At 67.0% G+C, this 15836-nt stretch carries 19 protein-coding genes; 13 read left to right on the top strand and 6 right to left on the bottom strand.

Annotation, left to right across the window (positions count from 1 at the left end; translation table 11 throughout):
- Nucleotides 1–129 precede the first annotated feature (129 nt).
- Entirely contained in the window at nucleotides 130–1230 is a 1101-nt protein-coding gene (locus tag WP12_RS09930) for a 6-phosphofructokinase (protein ID WP_046193553.1), read from the bottom strand.
- A gap of 111 nt (nucleotides 1231–1341) precedes the next feature.
- Nucleotides 1342–2121 (bottom strand): zinc-ribbon domain-containing protein, encoded by a 780-nt coding sequence (locus WP12_RS09935; protein WP_046193554.1) that lies wholly within the window; start codon nucleotides 2119–2121, stop codon nucleotides 1342–1344.
- Between the two features lie 202 nt (nucleotides 2122–2323).
- Between WP12_RS09935 and ftsE the strand changes: the two genes are divergently transcribed.
- The 4 genes from ftsE to WP12_RS09955 are packed head-to-tail and all read left to right on the top strand — an operon-like array spanning nucleotide 2324 to nucleotide 5187.
- A complete protein-coding gene (gene ftsE, locus WP12_RS09940; protein ID WP_046193555.1) occupies nucleotides 2324–3034 on the top strand; it encodes a cell division ATP-binding protein FtsE in 711 nt (236 codons plus the stop codon).
- A complete protein-coding gene (locus tag WP12_RS09945; protein WP_046193556.1) occupies nucleotides 3034–3945 on the top strand; it encodes a cell division protein FtsX in 912 nt (303 codons plus the stop codon). The genes ftsE and WP12_RS09945 overlap by 1 nt, the downstream gene beginning before the upstream one ends.
- A gap of 13 nt (nucleotides 3946–3958) precedes the next feature.
- Nucleotides 3959–4492, top strand: coding sequence for a YdcF family protein (locus WP12_RS09950; RefSeq protein ID WP_046193557.1), 534 nt, complete (start codon nucleotides 3959–3961; stop codon nucleotides 4490–4492).
- On the top strand, nucleotides 4489–5187 hold the full coding sequence (locus WP12_RS09955; RefSeq protein ID WP_046193558.1) for a lysophospholipid acyltransferase family protein: 699 nt from the start codon (nucleotides 4489–4491) through the stop codon (nucleotides 5185–5187). Before WP12_RS09950 ends, WP12_RS09955 begins: the two co-directional genes overlap by 4 nt.
- A 57-nt stretch (nucleotides 5188–5244) precedes the next feature.
- Here WP12_RS09955 and WP12_RS09960 read toward each other — a convergent pair whose 3' ends face one another.
- The gene (locus WP12_RS09960; RefSeq protein ID WP_046193559.1) at nucleotides 5245–5730 is read right to left on the bottom strand and encodes an MgtC/SapB family protein; all 486 of its coding nucleotides are present in this window, start codon (nucleotides 5728–5730) and stop codon (nucleotides 5245–5247) included.
- A 121-nt stretch (nucleotides 5731–5851) separates the two neighbouring features.
- Here WP12_RS09960 and WP12_RS25260 point away from each other — a divergent pair, with 121 nt between their 5' ends.
- The 5 genes from WP12_RS25260 to WP12_RS09980 all read left to right on the top strand — a co-directional run bounded on the left by WP12_RS25260 (nucleotide 5852) and on the right by WP12_RS09980 (nucleotide 8967).
- Entirely contained in the window at nucleotides 5852–6001 is a 150-nt protein-coding gene (locus WP12_RS25260) for a hypothetical protein (RefSeq protein ID WP_160299201.1), read from the top strand.
- 79 nt (nucleotides 6002–6080) lie between these two features.
- Nucleotides 6081–6371, top strand: a complete 291-nt coding sequence (locus WP12_RS09965) for a DUF1905 domain-containing protein (RefSeq protein ID WP_235399087.1) — start codon at nucleotides 6081–6083, stop codon at nucleotides 6369–6371.
- 9 nt (nucleotides 6372–6380) lie between these two features.
- Nucleotides 6381–7040 (top strand): DUF969 domain-containing protein, encoded by a 660-nt coding sequence (locus tag WP12_RS09970; protein ID WP_046193561.1) that lies wholly within the window; start codon nucleotides 6381–6383, stop codon nucleotides 7038–7040.
- Nucleotides 7037–7984 (top strand): DUF979 domain-containing protein, encoded by a 948-nt coding sequence (locus tag WP12_RS09975; protein WP_046193562.1) that lies wholly within the window; start codon nucleotides 7037–7039, stop codon nucleotides 7982–7984. The genes WP12_RS09970 and WP12_RS09975 overlap by 4 nt, the downstream gene beginning before the upstream one ends.
- The gene (locus tag WP12_RS09980; RefSeq protein ID WP_046193563.1) at nucleotides 7981–8967 is read left to right on the top strand and encodes a DUF2891 domain-containing protein; all 987 of its coding nucleotides are present in this window, start codon (nucleotides 7981–7983) and stop codon (nucleotides 8965–8967) included. The genes WP12_RS09975 and WP12_RS09980 overlap by 4 nt, the downstream gene beginning before the upstream one ends.
- Here the strand turns inward: WP12_RS09980 and WP12_RS09985 are convergent.
- Together WP12_RS09985 and WP12_RS09990 are read right to left on the bottom strand one after the other, a co-directional pair.
- Nucleotides 8964–9827 carry an alpha/beta fold hydrolase gene (locus WP12_RS09985; RefSeq protein ID WP_046193564.1) on the bottom strand — a complete coding sequence of 288 codons (864 nt, stop codon included), beginning with the start codon at nucleotides 9825–9827 and terminating at the stop codon, nucleotides 8964–8966. The two genes, WP12_RS09980 and WP12_RS09985, sit on opposite strands and share 4 nt — an antisense overlap.
- A 233-nt stretch (nucleotides 9828–10060) precedes the next feature.
- On the bottom strand, nucleotides 10061–10408 hold the full coding sequence (locus WP12_RS09990) for a response regulator (RefSeq protein ID WP_046193565.1): 348 nt from the start codon (nucleotides 10406–10408) through the stop codon (nucleotides 10061–10063).
- Nucleotides 10409–10822: 414 nt separating this feature from the next.
- Between WP12_RS09990 and WP12_RS09995 the strand changes: the two genes are divergently transcribed.
- On the top strand, nucleotides 10823–11842 hold the full coding sequence (locus WP12_RS09995) for an adenosine deaminase (RefSeq protein ID WP_046193566.1): 1020 nt from the start codon (nucleotides 10823–10825) through the stop codon (nucleotides 11840–11842).
- A gap of 11 nt (nucleotides 11843–11853) precedes the next feature.
- On the top strand, nucleotides 11854–12366 hold the full coding sequence (locus WP12_RS10000) for a phosphoribosyltransferase (protein ID WP_046193567.1): 513 nt from the start codon (nucleotides 11854–11856) through the stop codon (nucleotides 12364–12366).
- 72 nt (nucleotides 12367–12438) lie between these two features.
- Here the strand turns inward: WP12_RS10000 and WP12_RS10005 are convergent, their stop codons facing one another.
- Entirely contained in the window at nucleotides 12439–13632 is a 1194-nt protein-coding gene (locus WP12_RS10005; RefSeq protein ID WP_046193574.1) for an acyltransferase family protein, read from the bottom strand.
- A 181-nt stretch (nucleotides 13633–13813) separates the two neighbouring features.
- Here WP12_RS10005 and WP12_RS10010 point away from each other — a divergent pair, with 181 nt between their 5' ends.
- Together WP12_RS10010 and WP12_RS10015 are read left to right on the top strand one after the other, a co-directional pair.
- Complete coding sequence (locus tag WP12_RS10010; protein ID WP_046193568.1) at nucleotides 13814–15250, top strand: GMC oxidoreductase; 1437 nt, start codon at nucleotides 13814–13816, stop codon at nucleotides 15248–15250.
- A gap of 9 nt (nucleotides 15251–15259) precedes the next feature.
- Complete coding sequence (locus WP12_RS10015) at nucleotides 15260–15706, top strand: hypothetical protein (protein WP_046193569.1); 447 nt, start codon at nucleotides 15260–15262, stop codon at nucleotides 15704–15706.
- Nucleotides 15707–15836: the final 130 nt, after the last annotated feature.

A 15836-nucleotide genomic window follows, 5' to 3' on the forward strand; every position in this document is an offset into this window, starting at 1 on the left:
TCGATTAAGATCCCGGCGGGCCGGGATGCTGGTAGGCGCGTGCCCCTAGCAAAGCCCCACCGGGGGCGCAATGGGGATTCTTTGTTATTCGCTGGTTCCGTGCCGCGGCGCCGCGAAGGTGCAAACATATCAATACAGAAACATCGGCATGCCTTCGACATGGGTGAGCTTCGGCCGGTAGAGATTCGGATCGTACAGCGCCGCGACATCGACCGTCTTGGTTCCGCCGAGCAGCGTATCGATCGGCACGCTGCAATAATTGCCGTCGCGCAGCGCGAGCATGCAGCCGGTCTCGCCCGCCTCGATCTTGCGGATCGCCAGCCCGCCAAAAGCGAAACCCACCATCCGGTCGAGCGCGTCGGGATCGCCCGAGCGCATCAGATAAGCGAGCTGCTGCACGATCGTACCCTGCTTCGCCTGCTCCTCGATCAGCAGCGCCAGCCGCCGGCTGATCGCCTGTTCGCTGCGCTGGGTCGCCGAAAGCTTGCGCTCCGCCTCGGTCGACGCATCGCCGGCCAGGGTCGCCCCTTCGGAGATCACGCACATCGCATAGCCGCCCGGGCGGCTGCGCCGGTCGGCGACGAGGAGCGGGAGCAATATCTCGGGATCGGCCGGCACTTCGGCGATCACGGTGCGGTCGACCTGCGCCAGGAAGCCCGCGAGCAGCGCGGTTTCCCCCGAACGGCGGCCGAACAGCTCGACGATCGCGATCCGCTCATGGCTTTCGGCGGTGGTGCGCAGCGCGTTGATCGCGTCGACCGATCGGGTAATCGCGGTCGAGAAGCCGATGCAATAGTCGGTGCCGAACACGTCATTGTCCATCGTCTTGGGGACCGAGACGACCGGGAAGCCCTGTGCCGACAGATGCGCCGAGAAGCGCAGCGTTCCGTCCCCGCCCAAGGTGATCAGCGCGTCGACGCCGAGCGTGTCGAGGACGTGGAGGACGTGCGCGGTCCGATCGCCCTCCTTCACCGTGCGTGGGTCCGTCCGCGAAGTGTGGAGCATCGTGCCCCCGACCCGATCGATCCCGCGCACCGCCTCCCGGTCGAGGATGATGCTGTGCGCCGAGACGCTGTCCGGATCGGCGGGGTCGATCTCGAGAAATCCCTGCCAGCCGCGCCTGAACCCGATCACTTCCCAGCCGCGGTCAAGCGCCGACAGCGCGATCGACCGGATGCAGGGGTTGAGCCCGGGCACGTCTCCGCCGCCGGTCAGGACTCCGATGCGCATTGTCGATCCACCTTCCTGACGTCATTCCAGCGAAAGCTGGAATCCCAGCACCTTATCTTGCTCTCGAAAAAACCAGGAGAGTTCCAGCGCTGGAATGACGGGAAAGGACGATCAGTTCCCTGTCGCGCCGATGAAGCTCAGATGAAGGTTCTTCGCTCCGCGCGGGATATCGACCGCGGCGCTGTCGAACTCGGCCGATGCGCCGGGGGCAAGCTGTGGCACCGGGCGGGTGATCGTCCAGCTGTAGACCGTCCGGCCGCTGGTATCGCGCAGCTCGGCGCGGATGTCGCGCACCGTCTGCGGCCTGTCGGTCGGGTTGACGATACGGCCGGTCACGGCAAGCAGCTCGTTGCCGCTCGCGGTCTCGCGCCGGTCGGGCTTGTTGGTCATCTCGATCACCAGCGGCACCGGCGCGGGAACGATGCCCAGCCGCTCGGCCAGCTTGTCGGTGCCGACCGCGACCACCGCGCCGATCGCCGCGAGCAGCACCAGCGCGACGATTACCGAAGCGATCGTCAATAGCTTGGCGGTGTTACGGCGCGGGCGCGCGACGACGATGTCATGGATCGGCGCGACTTCGTCGGGGCCGTCATAGCGCGCCTGCACCTCGTTTTCGGGTACGTCCTTACCTGGCGCGGCGGGCGGCGGCGCCAGATCAACACGATCCGGCGCGGCCTGAACCGGAGCAGGGGCAGAAGCCACAGGCGCAGCGGCGGGCGGAACATCGGGCGCTCCGAACGAGCCGGCGGCGCCTTCAGCAAGATCGAGCGCGGGCGGATCCTGGAACCAGCTGTGCCGGCAGCTCGCGCAGCGCACTTGCCGGCCCGAAGACCCTACCGCGGCGTCGGGGACAAGATAGCGGGTGTTGCAGGCGGGGCAGGATAAAATCATTTGCACCATCACTAACCACGACAGGACTCGTGCTGCAAGTATTTGCGGCCGGTCGCTTCACGCGGATTTTCCTGTCGCCGTCATGCCAGCGCAGACCCGCATCCCAGCTGCCGCGTGCCATGAGCTCGTCACGTCGCGATACCCCATTTGCGGCGGCGCACCGGCTGTGCCATGGCGGAGCGATGTTCAGGATAGGGTTCCGATGAGGCCGGGGGCCGCCAACATCGTCCAGTTCGAGAATGTCGGGCTGCGCTATGGCGGCGGGACCGAGACGCTGAGCGACATCAGCTTTGGGCTGGAGGCGGGGGCCTTCTATTTCCTGACCGGGGCGTCCGGCGCGGGCAAGAGCTCGCTGCTGCGGCTGATCTATCTCGCCCAGCGGCCGAGCCGCGGGCTGATTCGCATGTTCGGTGAGGATGTCGTCACCCTGCCACGCGCGCGGATGCCGGGCTTCCGCCGCCGGATCGGCACGGTGTTTCAGGATTTTCGCCTGATCCCGCATCTCTCGGCCTATGAGAATATCGCCCTCCCCCTGCGGGTGAACGGCGTCGCCGAGGCCGATATCGATACGCCGGTGCGCGAAATGCTCGACTGGGTCGGGCTGTCGGCGCGCGCCCATGCCCGGCCCGCCACGCTATCGGGCGGCGAGCAGCAGCGCGTCGCGATCGCCCGCGCGGTGATCGGCCGCCCGGAGATCCTGGTCGCCGACGAACCGACCGGCAATGTCGATCCTGAAATGGCCGAACGGCTGCTCTACCTGTTCGTCGCGCTCAACAAGCTGGGCACGACGATCCTGGTAGCGACCCATGATCTCCATCTCGTGCCGCGCGTGCCCAATGCCCAGATCATCCGCCTCGACAATGGCCGGCTGTCGAACCCGACGCCGCAGGCCGAACCGCTGAGGATCGGCTGATGGCGCTGTTCGGGCGAGGATCGGGCACCTGGCTGACCAGCGCCGCGGGCCGCCGGCTGCTGCCCGAAGGCTGGCTGTCGGGGCCGATGCCCTGGGTGATCGCGATCATGATGTTCCTGATGGTGCTCGCTGCCGCCGCCGGCCTTGCGCTTGGCTTCGCCGTGCGCGGGCTCGACGCCCATATGTCGGGACAGATCACCATCCAGGTCGTCGATGCCGATCAGGCCCGCCGTGATGCCGCCGCGCGACGAATCGAAGCCGCGATGCGGAAGCTGCCGGGGGTCGAGAGCGTCCGCCGGATCGGCGATGAGGAGATCACCCAGCTGCTCCAGCCCTGGCTCGGCGCGGGGTTGGCGGACAACGACCTGCCGGTGCCGGCGATGATCGATGTCGGCTTCGCGCCCGGCGCTCGCGACGGGATCGGGCGGGCGGAGGCGGCGGTGCGTATGATCACCCCCCGCGCCCGGATCGACGCGCATGCGCAATGGCTGGGGCCGCTCGCCGGCCTGATCGGCTCGCTGCGCTGGCTGGCCGGAGTGCTGGTCCTGCTGATGGCGGCGGCGGCGGCGTTCACCGTCGTACTCGCCGCGCGCGCGGCGCTCAACACGCATCAGGCGACGATCGACGTGATGCACCATCTGGGATCGAGCGACGGGCAGATCGCCCGGCTGTTCCAGCGCCGCATCGCCACCGACGCACTGTTCGGCGGGCTGGTCGGCCTTCTCCTCGCCAGCCTCGTCATCTTCGCGGTCGGCGACCGGATCGCCGAAGTGGGATCGGACCTGCTCGGGTCGGTCGAGCTGCCTCCGGTCGCCTGGGGCATCCTCGCGCTGCTGCCGCTCGCGGGCACGTTGCTGGCGATGCTCGCCGCGCGGCTGACGATCATCCTCGCCCTGAGGCGCCGACTATGACGGGGCAGAGCCTATGATCGTCCGCACCCTCGCCGGCGCGCTGCTGCTCTGGATCATGGGCTTCATGGCGTTCGCGATGTTCCTGCCGCAGCCCGCCGCCGATGGCATAGCCACCGATGGCATCGTCGTGATGACCGGCGGACGCGGGCGGGTCGAACGCGGCCTCGCGTTGCTCGCCGACAAGCGCGCCAGACGGCTGCTGATCTCGGGCGTGGACCGGCGCGTTAAACCGCATGAGCTCGCCCTGCAGTTCAAGGCCGATCCGAAGCTGATCGACTGCTGTGTCGACCTCGGCCATGAATCGGTCGACACCCGCTCGAACGCAGCGGAGGCGGCGGGCTGGATCGCGCGCAACCGCTACAAAACGATCCGGCTGGTGACATCCGACTGGCACATGGTGCGTGGCCGCTATGATCTGGAAAGCATGACCGATGACAGCCTCGATATCATCGCCGATGCGGTGCCGACCGAGCCGGGGCTGGTCGACCTGGTCCGCGAATATAACAAATATCTGCTGCGCCGGCTCGCGGGGCTGATCGGGATATGATCGCATTTCTCCGGTCGGCGCTGTTCGCGCTGGTCTTCTACAGCGGCACCGTGGTTGCGGTGCTCAGCGCCTTTCCGCTGGCAATCGCCGGCTCGCGCGCGCTGCGCCGCCACGCCAAGATCTGGGGCTGGTTCCACCGGCTGTGCTGCCGCTACATCCTCGGTATCCGAACGCGGATCGAAGGCGACGTGCCATCGGGGCCCTATCTGTTCGCGGCCAAGCACCAGTCGATGTACGAGACGCTCGATGTGCTGGTGATCATCGACGACCCGGCGGTGGTGCTGAAGCGCGAGCTCGCCGATCTGCCGCTATGGGGCCAGGTGGCGAAGCGCGCCGGGGTGATCCCGGTCGACCGCTCGGGATCGGCCATCGCGCTGCGCCGGATGATGCGCGCCGCGATCGCCGCGCGCGAAGCCGGCCGCTCGATCCTGATCTTTCCCGAGGGCACCCGCGTCATCCCCGGCGATCAGCCGTCGCTTCAGGCGGGCTTCGCCGGGCTCTACAAGCAGCTGAAGATACCCGTCGTACCCGTCGCGCTGAACAGCGGGCTGGTGTGGCCGCGCCGCAGCTTCGTCAAGCGTCCGGGCGTCGTCACGATGCGCTTCGGCGAACCGATCCCGCCGGGGCTGCCCCGCGCCGAGATCGAGGCGCGGGTGCATGCGGCGATCAACGCCCTGGAACGCGACCCCGCCTAGCGTTTGTCCACTTACGTGGAAGCGGTACCGGCCGTTTCAGCTTCGCTGAAACAAACTCTAGCCTGCGCGCCGCTGGTCCCTCACCGGACCGTCCGGTTCGTCCGGAGCATCGTCGCCGCGCTCATTGTCCTCGGGCTTCAGCGGACGCATCAGCCACAGCGTCGCCATGGTGAAGACCGCCAGCGCCACCGCGACGTCGAAGCTGCCCAGCCCTGCCGCGACGCCGATCGCGCCCGTCACCCACAGGCTCGCGGCGGTGGCGGTGCCCCTGACCGAGCCGCGCTGCTGGAGGATTGCGCCGCCGCCGAGGAAGCCGACCCCCGCGATCACCCCCTCGAGAACGCGCGCCATCGCCGCCGGATCGTCGGCGGTCAGCCCCTCGACCGCCTGAACGAAGCCGCAGCTCGCGACTGCGACGAGCGGAAAGGTGCGGATACCGGCGCTGCGCTCCTCGCGCTCGCGGTTCCAGCCGATCGGCACGGCCAGCGCATAAGCGATGGCCAGCGCGATCAGATGGGGAATGATGTCGAACGAACCGGCCATGTCTGTCCTTTGAACATGCCCGTCGCGGCGGGCGCACCGGTCAACGCGTAGTGGGCAACATCGCTCCGGCGCGCTGCGTCCTCCGCCGCGCTGGTGCGTTCGGGCGGTGAGGAGAGCATATATGGCCAGCCGACCCGAAACGATACCGAGCGACCCCGCCGACACCGAACCGGCCGAAACCGACCCCGCCCCCGATGGCGCCGCCACGCGCGATCCGATCGTCGAGTCGATCGAGGAGACCGGCGAGCCGTCGGGCGGCAACCTTGCCTGAAGGCTCCCCCTGATCGGCCATTGACCCGACGCGCGGCGCGCGACACTTCTGTGGGATGGGCCAGGACGATCCATTCGAGGTGACAGCGCGCATCTGGCTGTGGAAGCCGGCGCTCAAGCCGCAAGCGTCGGGCTGGCACTTCCTGATCATCGACGGACAGACCGCCGTCGAAATCCGCTTCGCCGCGCTTGGCCGAACCGGCGGCTTCGGATCGATCAAGGTCGCGGCGCAAATCGGTGATACGCGCTGGACGACCTCGATCTTCCCGCAGCGCGAGAGCGGCGGCTTCATCCTCCCGATCAAGGCCGAAGTGCGCAAGCGCGAGGGGATCGGCGAAGGCGACGACGTGACCGTCGAGCTACGGGTTTAGAGCGCAACCATGCTCGTCCTTTCCGGTATCGCCATCATCGTCGCGGGCTTCCTGCTCCGCTTCAACCCGCTGCTGGTCGTGCTGGTCTCGGCGCTCGCCACCGGGCTCGCGGCCGGAATAGACCCGCCCGCCCTGCTCGCGGCGTTCGGCAAGGCATTCAACGATAATCGCTATGTCACCGTCATCTACATGGTGCTGCCGGTCATCGGCCTGCTCGAACGCCATGGCCTTCAGGAACGCGCCCGCGCGCTGATCGCCGAACTGCGCGGGGCGACCGCCGGACGCCTGCTGCTCGGCTATCTCTTCTTCCGTCAGATCAGCGCCGCGCTCGGCCTCGTCTCGGTCGCGGGCCATCCTCAGACGGTGCGGCCGCTCGTTGCGCCGATGGCCGAAGCCGCCGCGGCACAGCAGAGCAGCGATGAGGAGCGTGACGAGGATGTCGCGGCAATGGCGGCGGCGACCGATAATATCGGGCTTTTCTTTGGCGAGGACATCTTCATCGCGATCGGATCGATCCTGCTGATGAAGGGTGTGCTCGAAGGCTATGGGATATTCCTGGAGCCGCTCCATCTGTCGGTCTGGGCGATCCCCACCGCGATTGCCGCTTTCCTGATCCACGGGCTCCGGCTGCTGCTGCTCGACCGCAAGCTGAAGGCCAAAAGGCCATGATCGGCCTCAATGCGGTCTACCCGTTCGCCGGGTTCATCTTTCTCGCCTTTGCAACCTCGGCGCTGCGCGACCGGACCAATCCGAAACGCATCGGCAATGCGGTCTTCTACGCGCTGATCGCGCTCAGCCTCATCGCGGGCGACCGGCTCGGCGATCTCGGCAACGGCCTGCTCGTACTGGGGCTGGTCGCGATCGCCGGACTCGGCCGGATCGGGCGCGGCGCCGGCGCGACGACGTCGCCGTCGCCGTCGGAGCGTGCCGCCGAGGCGGCAAGCCGGCGCAACCGGCTGTTCCTGCCCGCGCTCCTGATCCCCGCCACCGCGCTGGGCGGCACGCTGCTATTCAAGCAGATGCCGGCGATCGTCGATCCGAAACAGGCGACGCTCGTTGCGCTAAGCTGCGGCGTGCTGCTCGCGCTCGGCCTCGCCTATATCTGGCTCAACCCCCGCCTCGCCACGCCGTTCGACGAGGGACGGCGGCTGATGGATGGGGTCGGCTGGGCCGCGCTGCTGCCGCAGATGCTCGCCAGCCTCGGCGCGGTGTTCGCCCTCGCCGGCGTAGGCGACGTTGTCGGCGGGCTCGTCACCCATCTCATCCCCGAGGGTAGCCTGATCGGCGCGGTGCTCGCTTATGCGATCGGCATGGCGCTGTTCACTATGGTCATGGGCAACGCCTTCGCCGCCTTCCCGGTGATGGCGGCGGCGATCGGCATTCCGATCCTGATCCGTCAGGCCGGCGGCGACCCTGCGGTGATCGCCGCGATCGGCATGCTCGCGGGCTTTTGCGGCACGCTGATGACGCCGATGGCGGCCAACTTCAACCTCGTCCCCGCCGCCCTGCTCGATCTCAGGGACCGCTATGGCGTGATCCGCGCGCAGATCCCTACCGCGTTGCCGCTGCTGGGGGTGAATATCCTGCTGATCTATTGGCTGGCCTTCCGGTGACCAGCCTCACCCCCGCCATCGCGGCGCAGTTTGCGGCGCTGACCCTCGGCCATCTTGGCCGGCAATGGCCCTACAAGCTCGACCATGTCATGACCGGCCCCGAAGATGTGCAGTCGCCCATTGCGCTCCATCCCATCTTTCATGGCAGCTTCGACTGGCACAGCTGCGTCCATGGCTGGTGGCAGGTGATGCGGCTGCTCCGCCGCTTCCCGGATCTGCCCCAGGCCGCCGAGATACGCGGCCGTGCCGATGCGATGTTGAGCCCCGGCAAGGTGGCGGGCGAACTCAGCTATCTCGGGCGGCCCGGCTCGGCGGGGTTCGAGCGGCCCTATGGCTGGGGCTGGCTGCTTGCGCTGCATCTTGAGCTCAGTCTGCACGAAGATCCGCGCTGGGCCGACGCGCTGGATCCGCTCGCCCGCGCGTTCGCCGCGCGCTTTCACGACTTCCTCCCCCGGCTGACCTATCCGATCCGGGTCGGCGCCCATCCCAATAGTAGCTTCGCGATGCTACTCGCCCGGCGCTGGGCGGAGCGGCACGATCCTGCGCTGGCCGCGCTGATCGCCGCGCGCGCGACAGCCTGGTTCGGTGCGGATCGCGGGTGCCAGGCCTGGGAACCGGGCGGCGACGAGTTCCTCTCGCCCGCGCTGACCGAAGCGCATCTGATACGGCACATCCTGTCCCCGGCTGCCTTCGTCGCCTGGTTCGACGCTTTCCTGCCCCACATCCCGGAGACGCTGCTTACCCCGGCGTTCGTCTCCGACCGCACCGACGGCAAGATCGCGCATCTCGACGGCCTCAACCTGAGCCGCGCATGGTGCTGGCGCGGAATAGCCGATGGCCTGCCTGCGGGCCACCCGGTCGCACCGCTGGCGGAGGCGGCGTTCGACCGGCACCTGTCGTCGGCGCTGCCGCATCTTGCTGATCACTATATGGGCGAGCATTGGCTGGCGAGCTTCGCGCTGCTCGCGCTCGACGGAATCTAATCCGCGAGAAACCCCCGCACCGTTGCGATGAAGTCTTCGGGCCGGTCGTGATGGACCCAATGGCCGGCATCCTCGAACAGCTCGACCCGTGCATGGCGGAAATGGGCGGCGCGGCCATCGGTCGCCGGATTGGAGGCCCAGCTCTGCGCGCCATAGCCGAGCAGCACCGGGCAGGCGATCGCCCCCCATAGCCGCTGCTTGGCGTGCTGGCTGATGTCGAAGGCCGATACGTCATAGGCCGCCGGATCATGTTTGATGACGAAGCCATCGCCATCGGCACGCGCGGCATGGCGGGCGAGATGCTCGGCCTGTTCATCGCTCAGCCGAACGTCGCTGGCCCGCATCCGTGCGGTCAGGGCTGCAAAGTCTGGAAAACGGCGTGGGGTGCGCCCCGCGAATTTCGCGCGGGTCTCGATGATATCGCGGAACCGCTCGATCTCGTCGCGCTTCTCACGTTCGGCGACGACCTCGGGCGACCAGCCCAGCCCCTCGATATTGACGAGCCGCGTCACCCGGTCGGGAAAGAGGCCGGCGAAGCGCGTGACGATATTACCACCCAGCGAATGGCCGATAATCGCGCAAGGCGGCAGATCGAGCGCATCGGCGATGCCGACGAAATCCTGTACGAAATCGAAGAAATCATAGCTGCCGTCGCTCGCCCAGTCGCTGTCGCCATGGCCTCGCAGATCGGGCGCTATGATGTAATGGTCCGCCGCGAAGGCCGCCGCGACCGCGTCCCAGCTGCGCGCATGATCGCGCCCGCCATGCTGGAGGATCAGCGGCGGCGCGGACGGATCGCCCCATTCGACGATGTTCAGCTTCATGCGACCAGACATGACGGTGCGGGTACGCGGCGACATGGGAGGTGCTTAAAGAAGCGCTCCCGCCGTGCCAAGGGCAGCGACGGTAAAGGACCCATCAGCCGGGGGGATGACTGATGGGTCCCCCGTTGCAAGCCGACCACGGGGGGGTGTTTGCCGGCTTCCCGACGAAACCGCTTTCTGTGCCGCCGGTTCCGCACAGTCTGACGTCTTATCGATGCCAAAGCACGGCCCGTCGGTAAAAACCGGCAGGAACGCGTTTTTGGCGGCCTTCAGGCCTGCATCATGTGTTGCAGCTGGCCTATAGTGAACGGCTTCTGCAGAAATCCTATATCGCCTTCCAATTCCTCTGGGACGGGAAGGCCCGAAGCGATCACCACCCGCAGCGCCCGATTCATCAGCATCGCCTCACGCGCCAGCGAAAGACCCGAACTGCCATGGTCGAGGTTGAGATCGGTGAGCATGAAATCAAAGCCGCCGCGGCGGATCGCCTCGCGCGCCTCGGCGCTCGTCACCACGCCCGCCACCGAAAAACCCAGCGTCTGCACCATCTCCTGAAGGAGATGGTTGAGCAGGACATTGTCCTCTACAATCAGTGCGCGACCCAAGGCTTGGCCCATAGCGAGCTCCAGTGGCATTCGGATCGACAATCGGCGGCGCGGCCGATCGTTCCCGCCGTTACGACGGCGAATCGATGCTTAAGCCGAAAAACGCCAGCGTTGGTCGTCGCCGTCACGAAAAGGTCACCGACCGGTCATGATGATTTCATCACTATTGAACCCTTACTCCGGCGGGATATACCGCCCATTGCGTGACGCCGATCGCCTGTTAGGATTGGTGCAGAGAGGATGTCCACATGACGGGGGAGCCGCCATTGCCTCTTCTTGGGAACGCCTCGACACGAGTGTCACGCTGGCTGCGCGCCGCGCGGACGCGCGGACCGGTACCTTCCGGCCATGACCTATTCTCGCCCGCCCGTTCGTCGCGCGCTTCATCTGGCTGGCGGGGGGCCGGGCATTGTGCTGGATAGCGTCATGACCGTTCTCGCCGCCTTCGTCGCCGGCCTTCCCAAGGCCGAACTCCACCTGCATATCGAGGGTAGCCTGGAGCCCGAGCAGATGTTCGCGTTCGCGGCCCGCAACCGCATCGCCATTCCCTTCGCCAGCGTCGAGGAACTGCGCAGCGCCTACAGCTTCTCGCGGCTGCAGGATTTTCTCGACATCTATTATCAGGGCGCCGACGTCCTGCGCAGCGAAGCGGACTTCCGCGACCTCGCCACCGCCTATTTCGATCGCGCCGCCGCCGACAATGTCCGCCATGCCGAGATCTTCTTCGATCCCCAGACCCACACCGATCGCGGCATCCCCTTTCGAGTCGTCGCGGACGGTCTGCTCGCGGGGATGGCCGACGCACAGGCGAAGCACGGCCTGACCTCGAAGCTGATCCTCTGTTTCCTGCGCCATCTCGATGAGGACGCCGCCTTCGCGACCCTCGCCGCCGCCGAACCCTGGCTCGACCGGATCGCCGGGGTAGGCCTCGATTCCTCCGAACTCGGCCACCCCCCATCGAAATTTGCCGGCGTCTTCGCCCGCGCCGGGGAGATGGGGCTGCGCCGCGTCGCCCATGCCGGCGAGGAGGGGCCGCCTGCCTATATCCATGAGGCGCTCGACCTGCTCGGCATCGATCGGCTCGACCATGGCAATCGCTCGCTCGAAGATCCGGCGCTGACGACGCGGCTGGCGCGGTCGGGGATGACGCTCACCGTCTGCCCGCTGTCCAACCTCAAGCTTTGCGTCGTCGACGATATCGACGCGCATCCGATCGAACGCATGCTGCGCCTTGGCCTGCGCGCGACGGTCAATTCGGACGATCCCGCCTATTTCGGCGGCTATGTGAACGACAATTATCGCGCGCTCATCCCGGCGGGCCGGCTCGACGCCGCCGACTTCGCCACGCTCGCGCGCAACAGCTTCCTCGGCTCCTTCCTCGACGATGAAGAAGTCGCCCGCCACCTCGCCGCGCTCGACGCCTATGTCGATGCGCGTCTGCCATAAGGAACCCGCCGATGCCGACCCTGACCCCTGTCGATCAGCCCGAGTTCCTCACCGCGGTCCATTATTTCGCCGCACGCATCAGGGAGAGTGACTGGGCCCCCGACTTCATCATCGGCCTGGGGCGCGGCGGGCTGACCCCGGCGGTCTATCTGAGCCATGCGACGGGCGTGCCGATGTTGTCGGTCGATCATAGTTCGCACCTGCCCGACTTCGCGGCCGAGTTGCTGGTCAAGCTGGCGATCCGCAGCATGACCGACCGGCTCTTGTTCGTCGACGACATCAACGACAGCGGCGGCACGATCACCCATGTGAAGGCTGCGTTGGCCGAGGCGGGTGGAAACCCGGACAATGTCCGCTTCGCCACGCTGATCGACAATGTCGTCTCCGCCGAGCGCGTCGATTACCGTTTCCGCACGATCGATCGCGGCGTCAACAAGGACTGGTTCGTGTTCCCCTGGGAGCAGGTCTCGCCGGTCGACAAGGTGATCGAGGATTCGGGCGTGGTGCCCGCGCGGATCGCCTGACCGCTCGGTTGCGGAGCGCCGCTTGGGCGCGTTCTGCTCCTTGCCGCGGCGGGCGGGATGTCCAGCGGCGAATCAGGGCGCGGGGTTGCTGCTCGCCGCCTGTTGTCCGGACATAGGCGCGGGCCGTTTCCCGAACCAGCGGTTGAGCTGCGCCATCCACCGTTCGTCGAGGCGCGACAGTGGCCATGCGAGCAGGAAGATGGCAGCCGTCGACAGCAGCAGCGCACCCACCACGCCGATCGGATGATAGCCGAAGGTCAGGATGATCGCTCCGGCCACCGCCGACTGCACCGGGATATGAATCACATAGACGGCGAAGGAGAGCCGGCCGAGCTGATGCCCGATCCAGCCATCAGCGTCGCGGACACGGGCGATGCCGCGCATGCCGACCAGCAGCGCGGTCGCCCCCGCGCCATGGACCAGCCAGTCGATCCGCATGACCTGAGTCCGCGTCCATTCGTCCCAGGCCAGTTCCTCTGGCAGCGCCTTGAAGGTCGATCCGAGGATCAGGCCGACGCCGATCAGGCCCAGCGCGAGAGGGAGCTTCAGATCGGCGGGCCGCACCAGCACATATTTGGCGACATAGACGGTAGCGACGCAAATAGCGCAGAGCGGGTGGATGCGCAGCGCCAGGAACGCGAGCAGGGTCAGCAGCAGCGCGTCGGCGATGGGCCGCTGCTTCGATCCGATCAGCGTCGCGCCCAGCAGCGCGAAGATGCTGCCGAACAGTTCATATTTCATCGTCCACAGCGCCGAATTGAACTGGCTCACGCCGTGCACGAACAGCAGCAGCCCGTCGCGCGCCGCCCCCGGCAATGACACCGCGGGCCAAGGCTCCCAATATTTGATCCCGCCGCTGCGATCGAGCCAGCCCGAATGGGTGATCGCCGCCACCTCGCGGGTAGGCAGCCAGCCGAGCAGATACAGCACGGCGGCCATCAGCACCCCGATCAGCGTCAGCGGCAACAGGCGTGGGAAGCGCTTGGCGATCGCGATCACGCCCCGGGTCCGATCGGATCCAGCGGCGACCAGCCCGCGCGTCAGCACGAAGCTCGACAGCACGAAGAAGACCGTCACCATGAAGTGGCCGTTGAGCGGCGCGATCAGGAAGGGCCGCTGCGCGACGAGCCCCAGCGCGGTCATCGCCTTGGGCGCGGAGGCCGCCGGAACATAGGCGAGCAGGAAGTGATAAAGCGCGACGGCAAGCGCCGCATAGCCGCGAAGCTGGTCGACATCGCGCAATTTGGACGGGGTTCTCGACGCCATGCTTACTCCGGCCGTCAACGTTCCCTGTCAGCGGAGCCCAATGTTTTGCACCGCACCCCGATCCCCACGAGCGGACGAGCCGGGCATAAAAAGCCGCGAACGCCGTTTTGGCGTAGTTTCCTTCAGCGCGCGGGCGGCCTAACTTGCTGCATTGCGGCGGGGGCCGGAGTCTTGTCCAACGATGCGCCTCGCCGATCCCGCGTCCCTTGCCGAAGACCATTTCGATCATGTCGTCGTCGGCTCGGGCTTCGGCGCGGCCTTCTTCACCCGCAAGCTGCTCGAGACGCGCCCCGGCAAGGTGCTGATCGTCGAATGGGGCCAGCATCATCCGCATGACTGGCAGATCGCCAATAGCAGGAATTCGGCGATCACCGCCGCCAGCACTTATCGCTCGGCAAATCCGAAGCCGTGGAATTATACGATCGCGCTGGGCGGCGGCACCAATTGCTGGTTCGCGCAGGCACCGCGCTTCCACCCGTCCGACTTCCGGCTGAACAGCCTCTATGGCGTCGGCGACGACTGGCCAATCGATTATGCCGCGCTCGAACCCTATTATGCGGAAGCCGAGGCGATCATGGCAGTCTCCGGCGATCCCGACATGGCGGCGATCATGCCGCGATCAACCCCCTATCCGCAGCCGCCCCACCGCCTCACCTCGCCCGACCGGCTGATGAAGGCGGCGCAGCCCGAACGGCATTTCGCGATGCCGACCGCGCGGGCGCGGGTGGCGACGGAGCAGCGCGGCGCATGCTGCGCCTCTTTCACCTGCATGCGCTGCCCTGCCGACGCGAAGTTCACCGCGAATAACGGGCTGATGCCGCTGTTCGACGATCCGCGCGTCACCGTCGCGCTCGGCTGCAAGGCGCATCATTATGAAGGCGCGGGCAACAGCATCAGCGCGCTGGTGTTCGAGCATGGCGGCAAGCCGGTGCGCGTGACCGGGGACCTGTTCGTCCTCGGCGCGAACGCGATCCAGAGCCCGGCCATCCTGCAGCGATCGTCGATGGGCGGCGGGCTGACTGGCAAGGGGCTACACGAAAGCCTGGGCAGCCATGTCGAGGTCCTGCTCGACGGCCTCGATTCGCTCGATGGCAGCACGATCACCACCGGCCTCAACTATGGCCTCTACGACGGCGCGTTCCGCAAGGATCATGGCGCGGCGCTGGTCTATTTCGAGAACCGCTGGACCCATGGACTACGCAGCGAAAAGGGCCGCTGGCGGCAGACGCTGCCACTGATGATCGTGACCGAGGATCTTCTGCAGGATGCCAACGCCGTCACCGTCGACGGCGCGGGCCAAGCCGTGGTGAGCTTCTCCGACGCGTCGGACTATGCGCATCGCGGACAGAAAGCCGCCTTTGCCGCCTTGCCGAAGCTGCTTGCGCCGCTGCCGGTCGAGGACATCGTCTTCCGCTCGATGCGCGACACCGAATCGCATCTGCAAGGCACGCTGCGCATGGGGAACGATCCGGCTCGCTCGGTGATCGACGCCGGCATGATTCATCATCGCTGGCGGAACCTCGCGGTGGTCGGCAGCGCCGCCTTCGCCTCCTGCTCCTGCGCCAATCCCAGCCTGACCGTCGCCGCGCTGTCGCTGCGCGCGGCGGCGATGCTCTAGGGAGGCGAGATGGCGATGCATCTTTCCCGGCGATCTCTGCTCGCAGGCGGCGTCGCCGTGACCGTGATCGCCGCGACCGGCGGTGCGCTGCTGGTGTCGGGCTCGGACAAGGCCGCGCTCGTCCGCTCGGTGCTCGCACGGCTCGTGGGGCCGTTCAGCATGGCCGATGCCGAGTTCGGCAAGATGGTCGCGGCGGTCGATGCGCGAAAGCTGTTCCCGCAGGGCTACAAGCTCGCCGCCCTGTCCTCGCTCGAACGTTCGGGCTGGTCGGACGAGGCGATGCGCCATGCGCCCGCCGCAATCCGCGACGATGCCGCCAAGCTCGAGCGCGCGATCCTGACCGAGTTCGTCACCCGGACCACCTATATGGGGGTGGCGGACAAGGCTCGCGACCCGATCCTCTATCTGGGCCCGCAACCCTGTTCGAGCCCCTTCGCCAGATTCGAGATGACATGACGCCATCGACCGCGGCAATGTCAGGTTCACCCCGCAACCCGCACAGGCCGATGTCATGATGATCGCACGTCTTGCCCTTCCCGCCCTGCTCCTGCTGACGGTCATTCCGGCATCGGCGCAGGACGTCCCC

It is taken from the genome of Sphingomonas sp. SRS2 (genome assembly GCF_000971055.1).
Lineage (GTDB): Bacteria > Pseudomonadota > Alphaproteobacteria > Sphingomonadales > Sphingomonadaceae > Rhizorhabdus.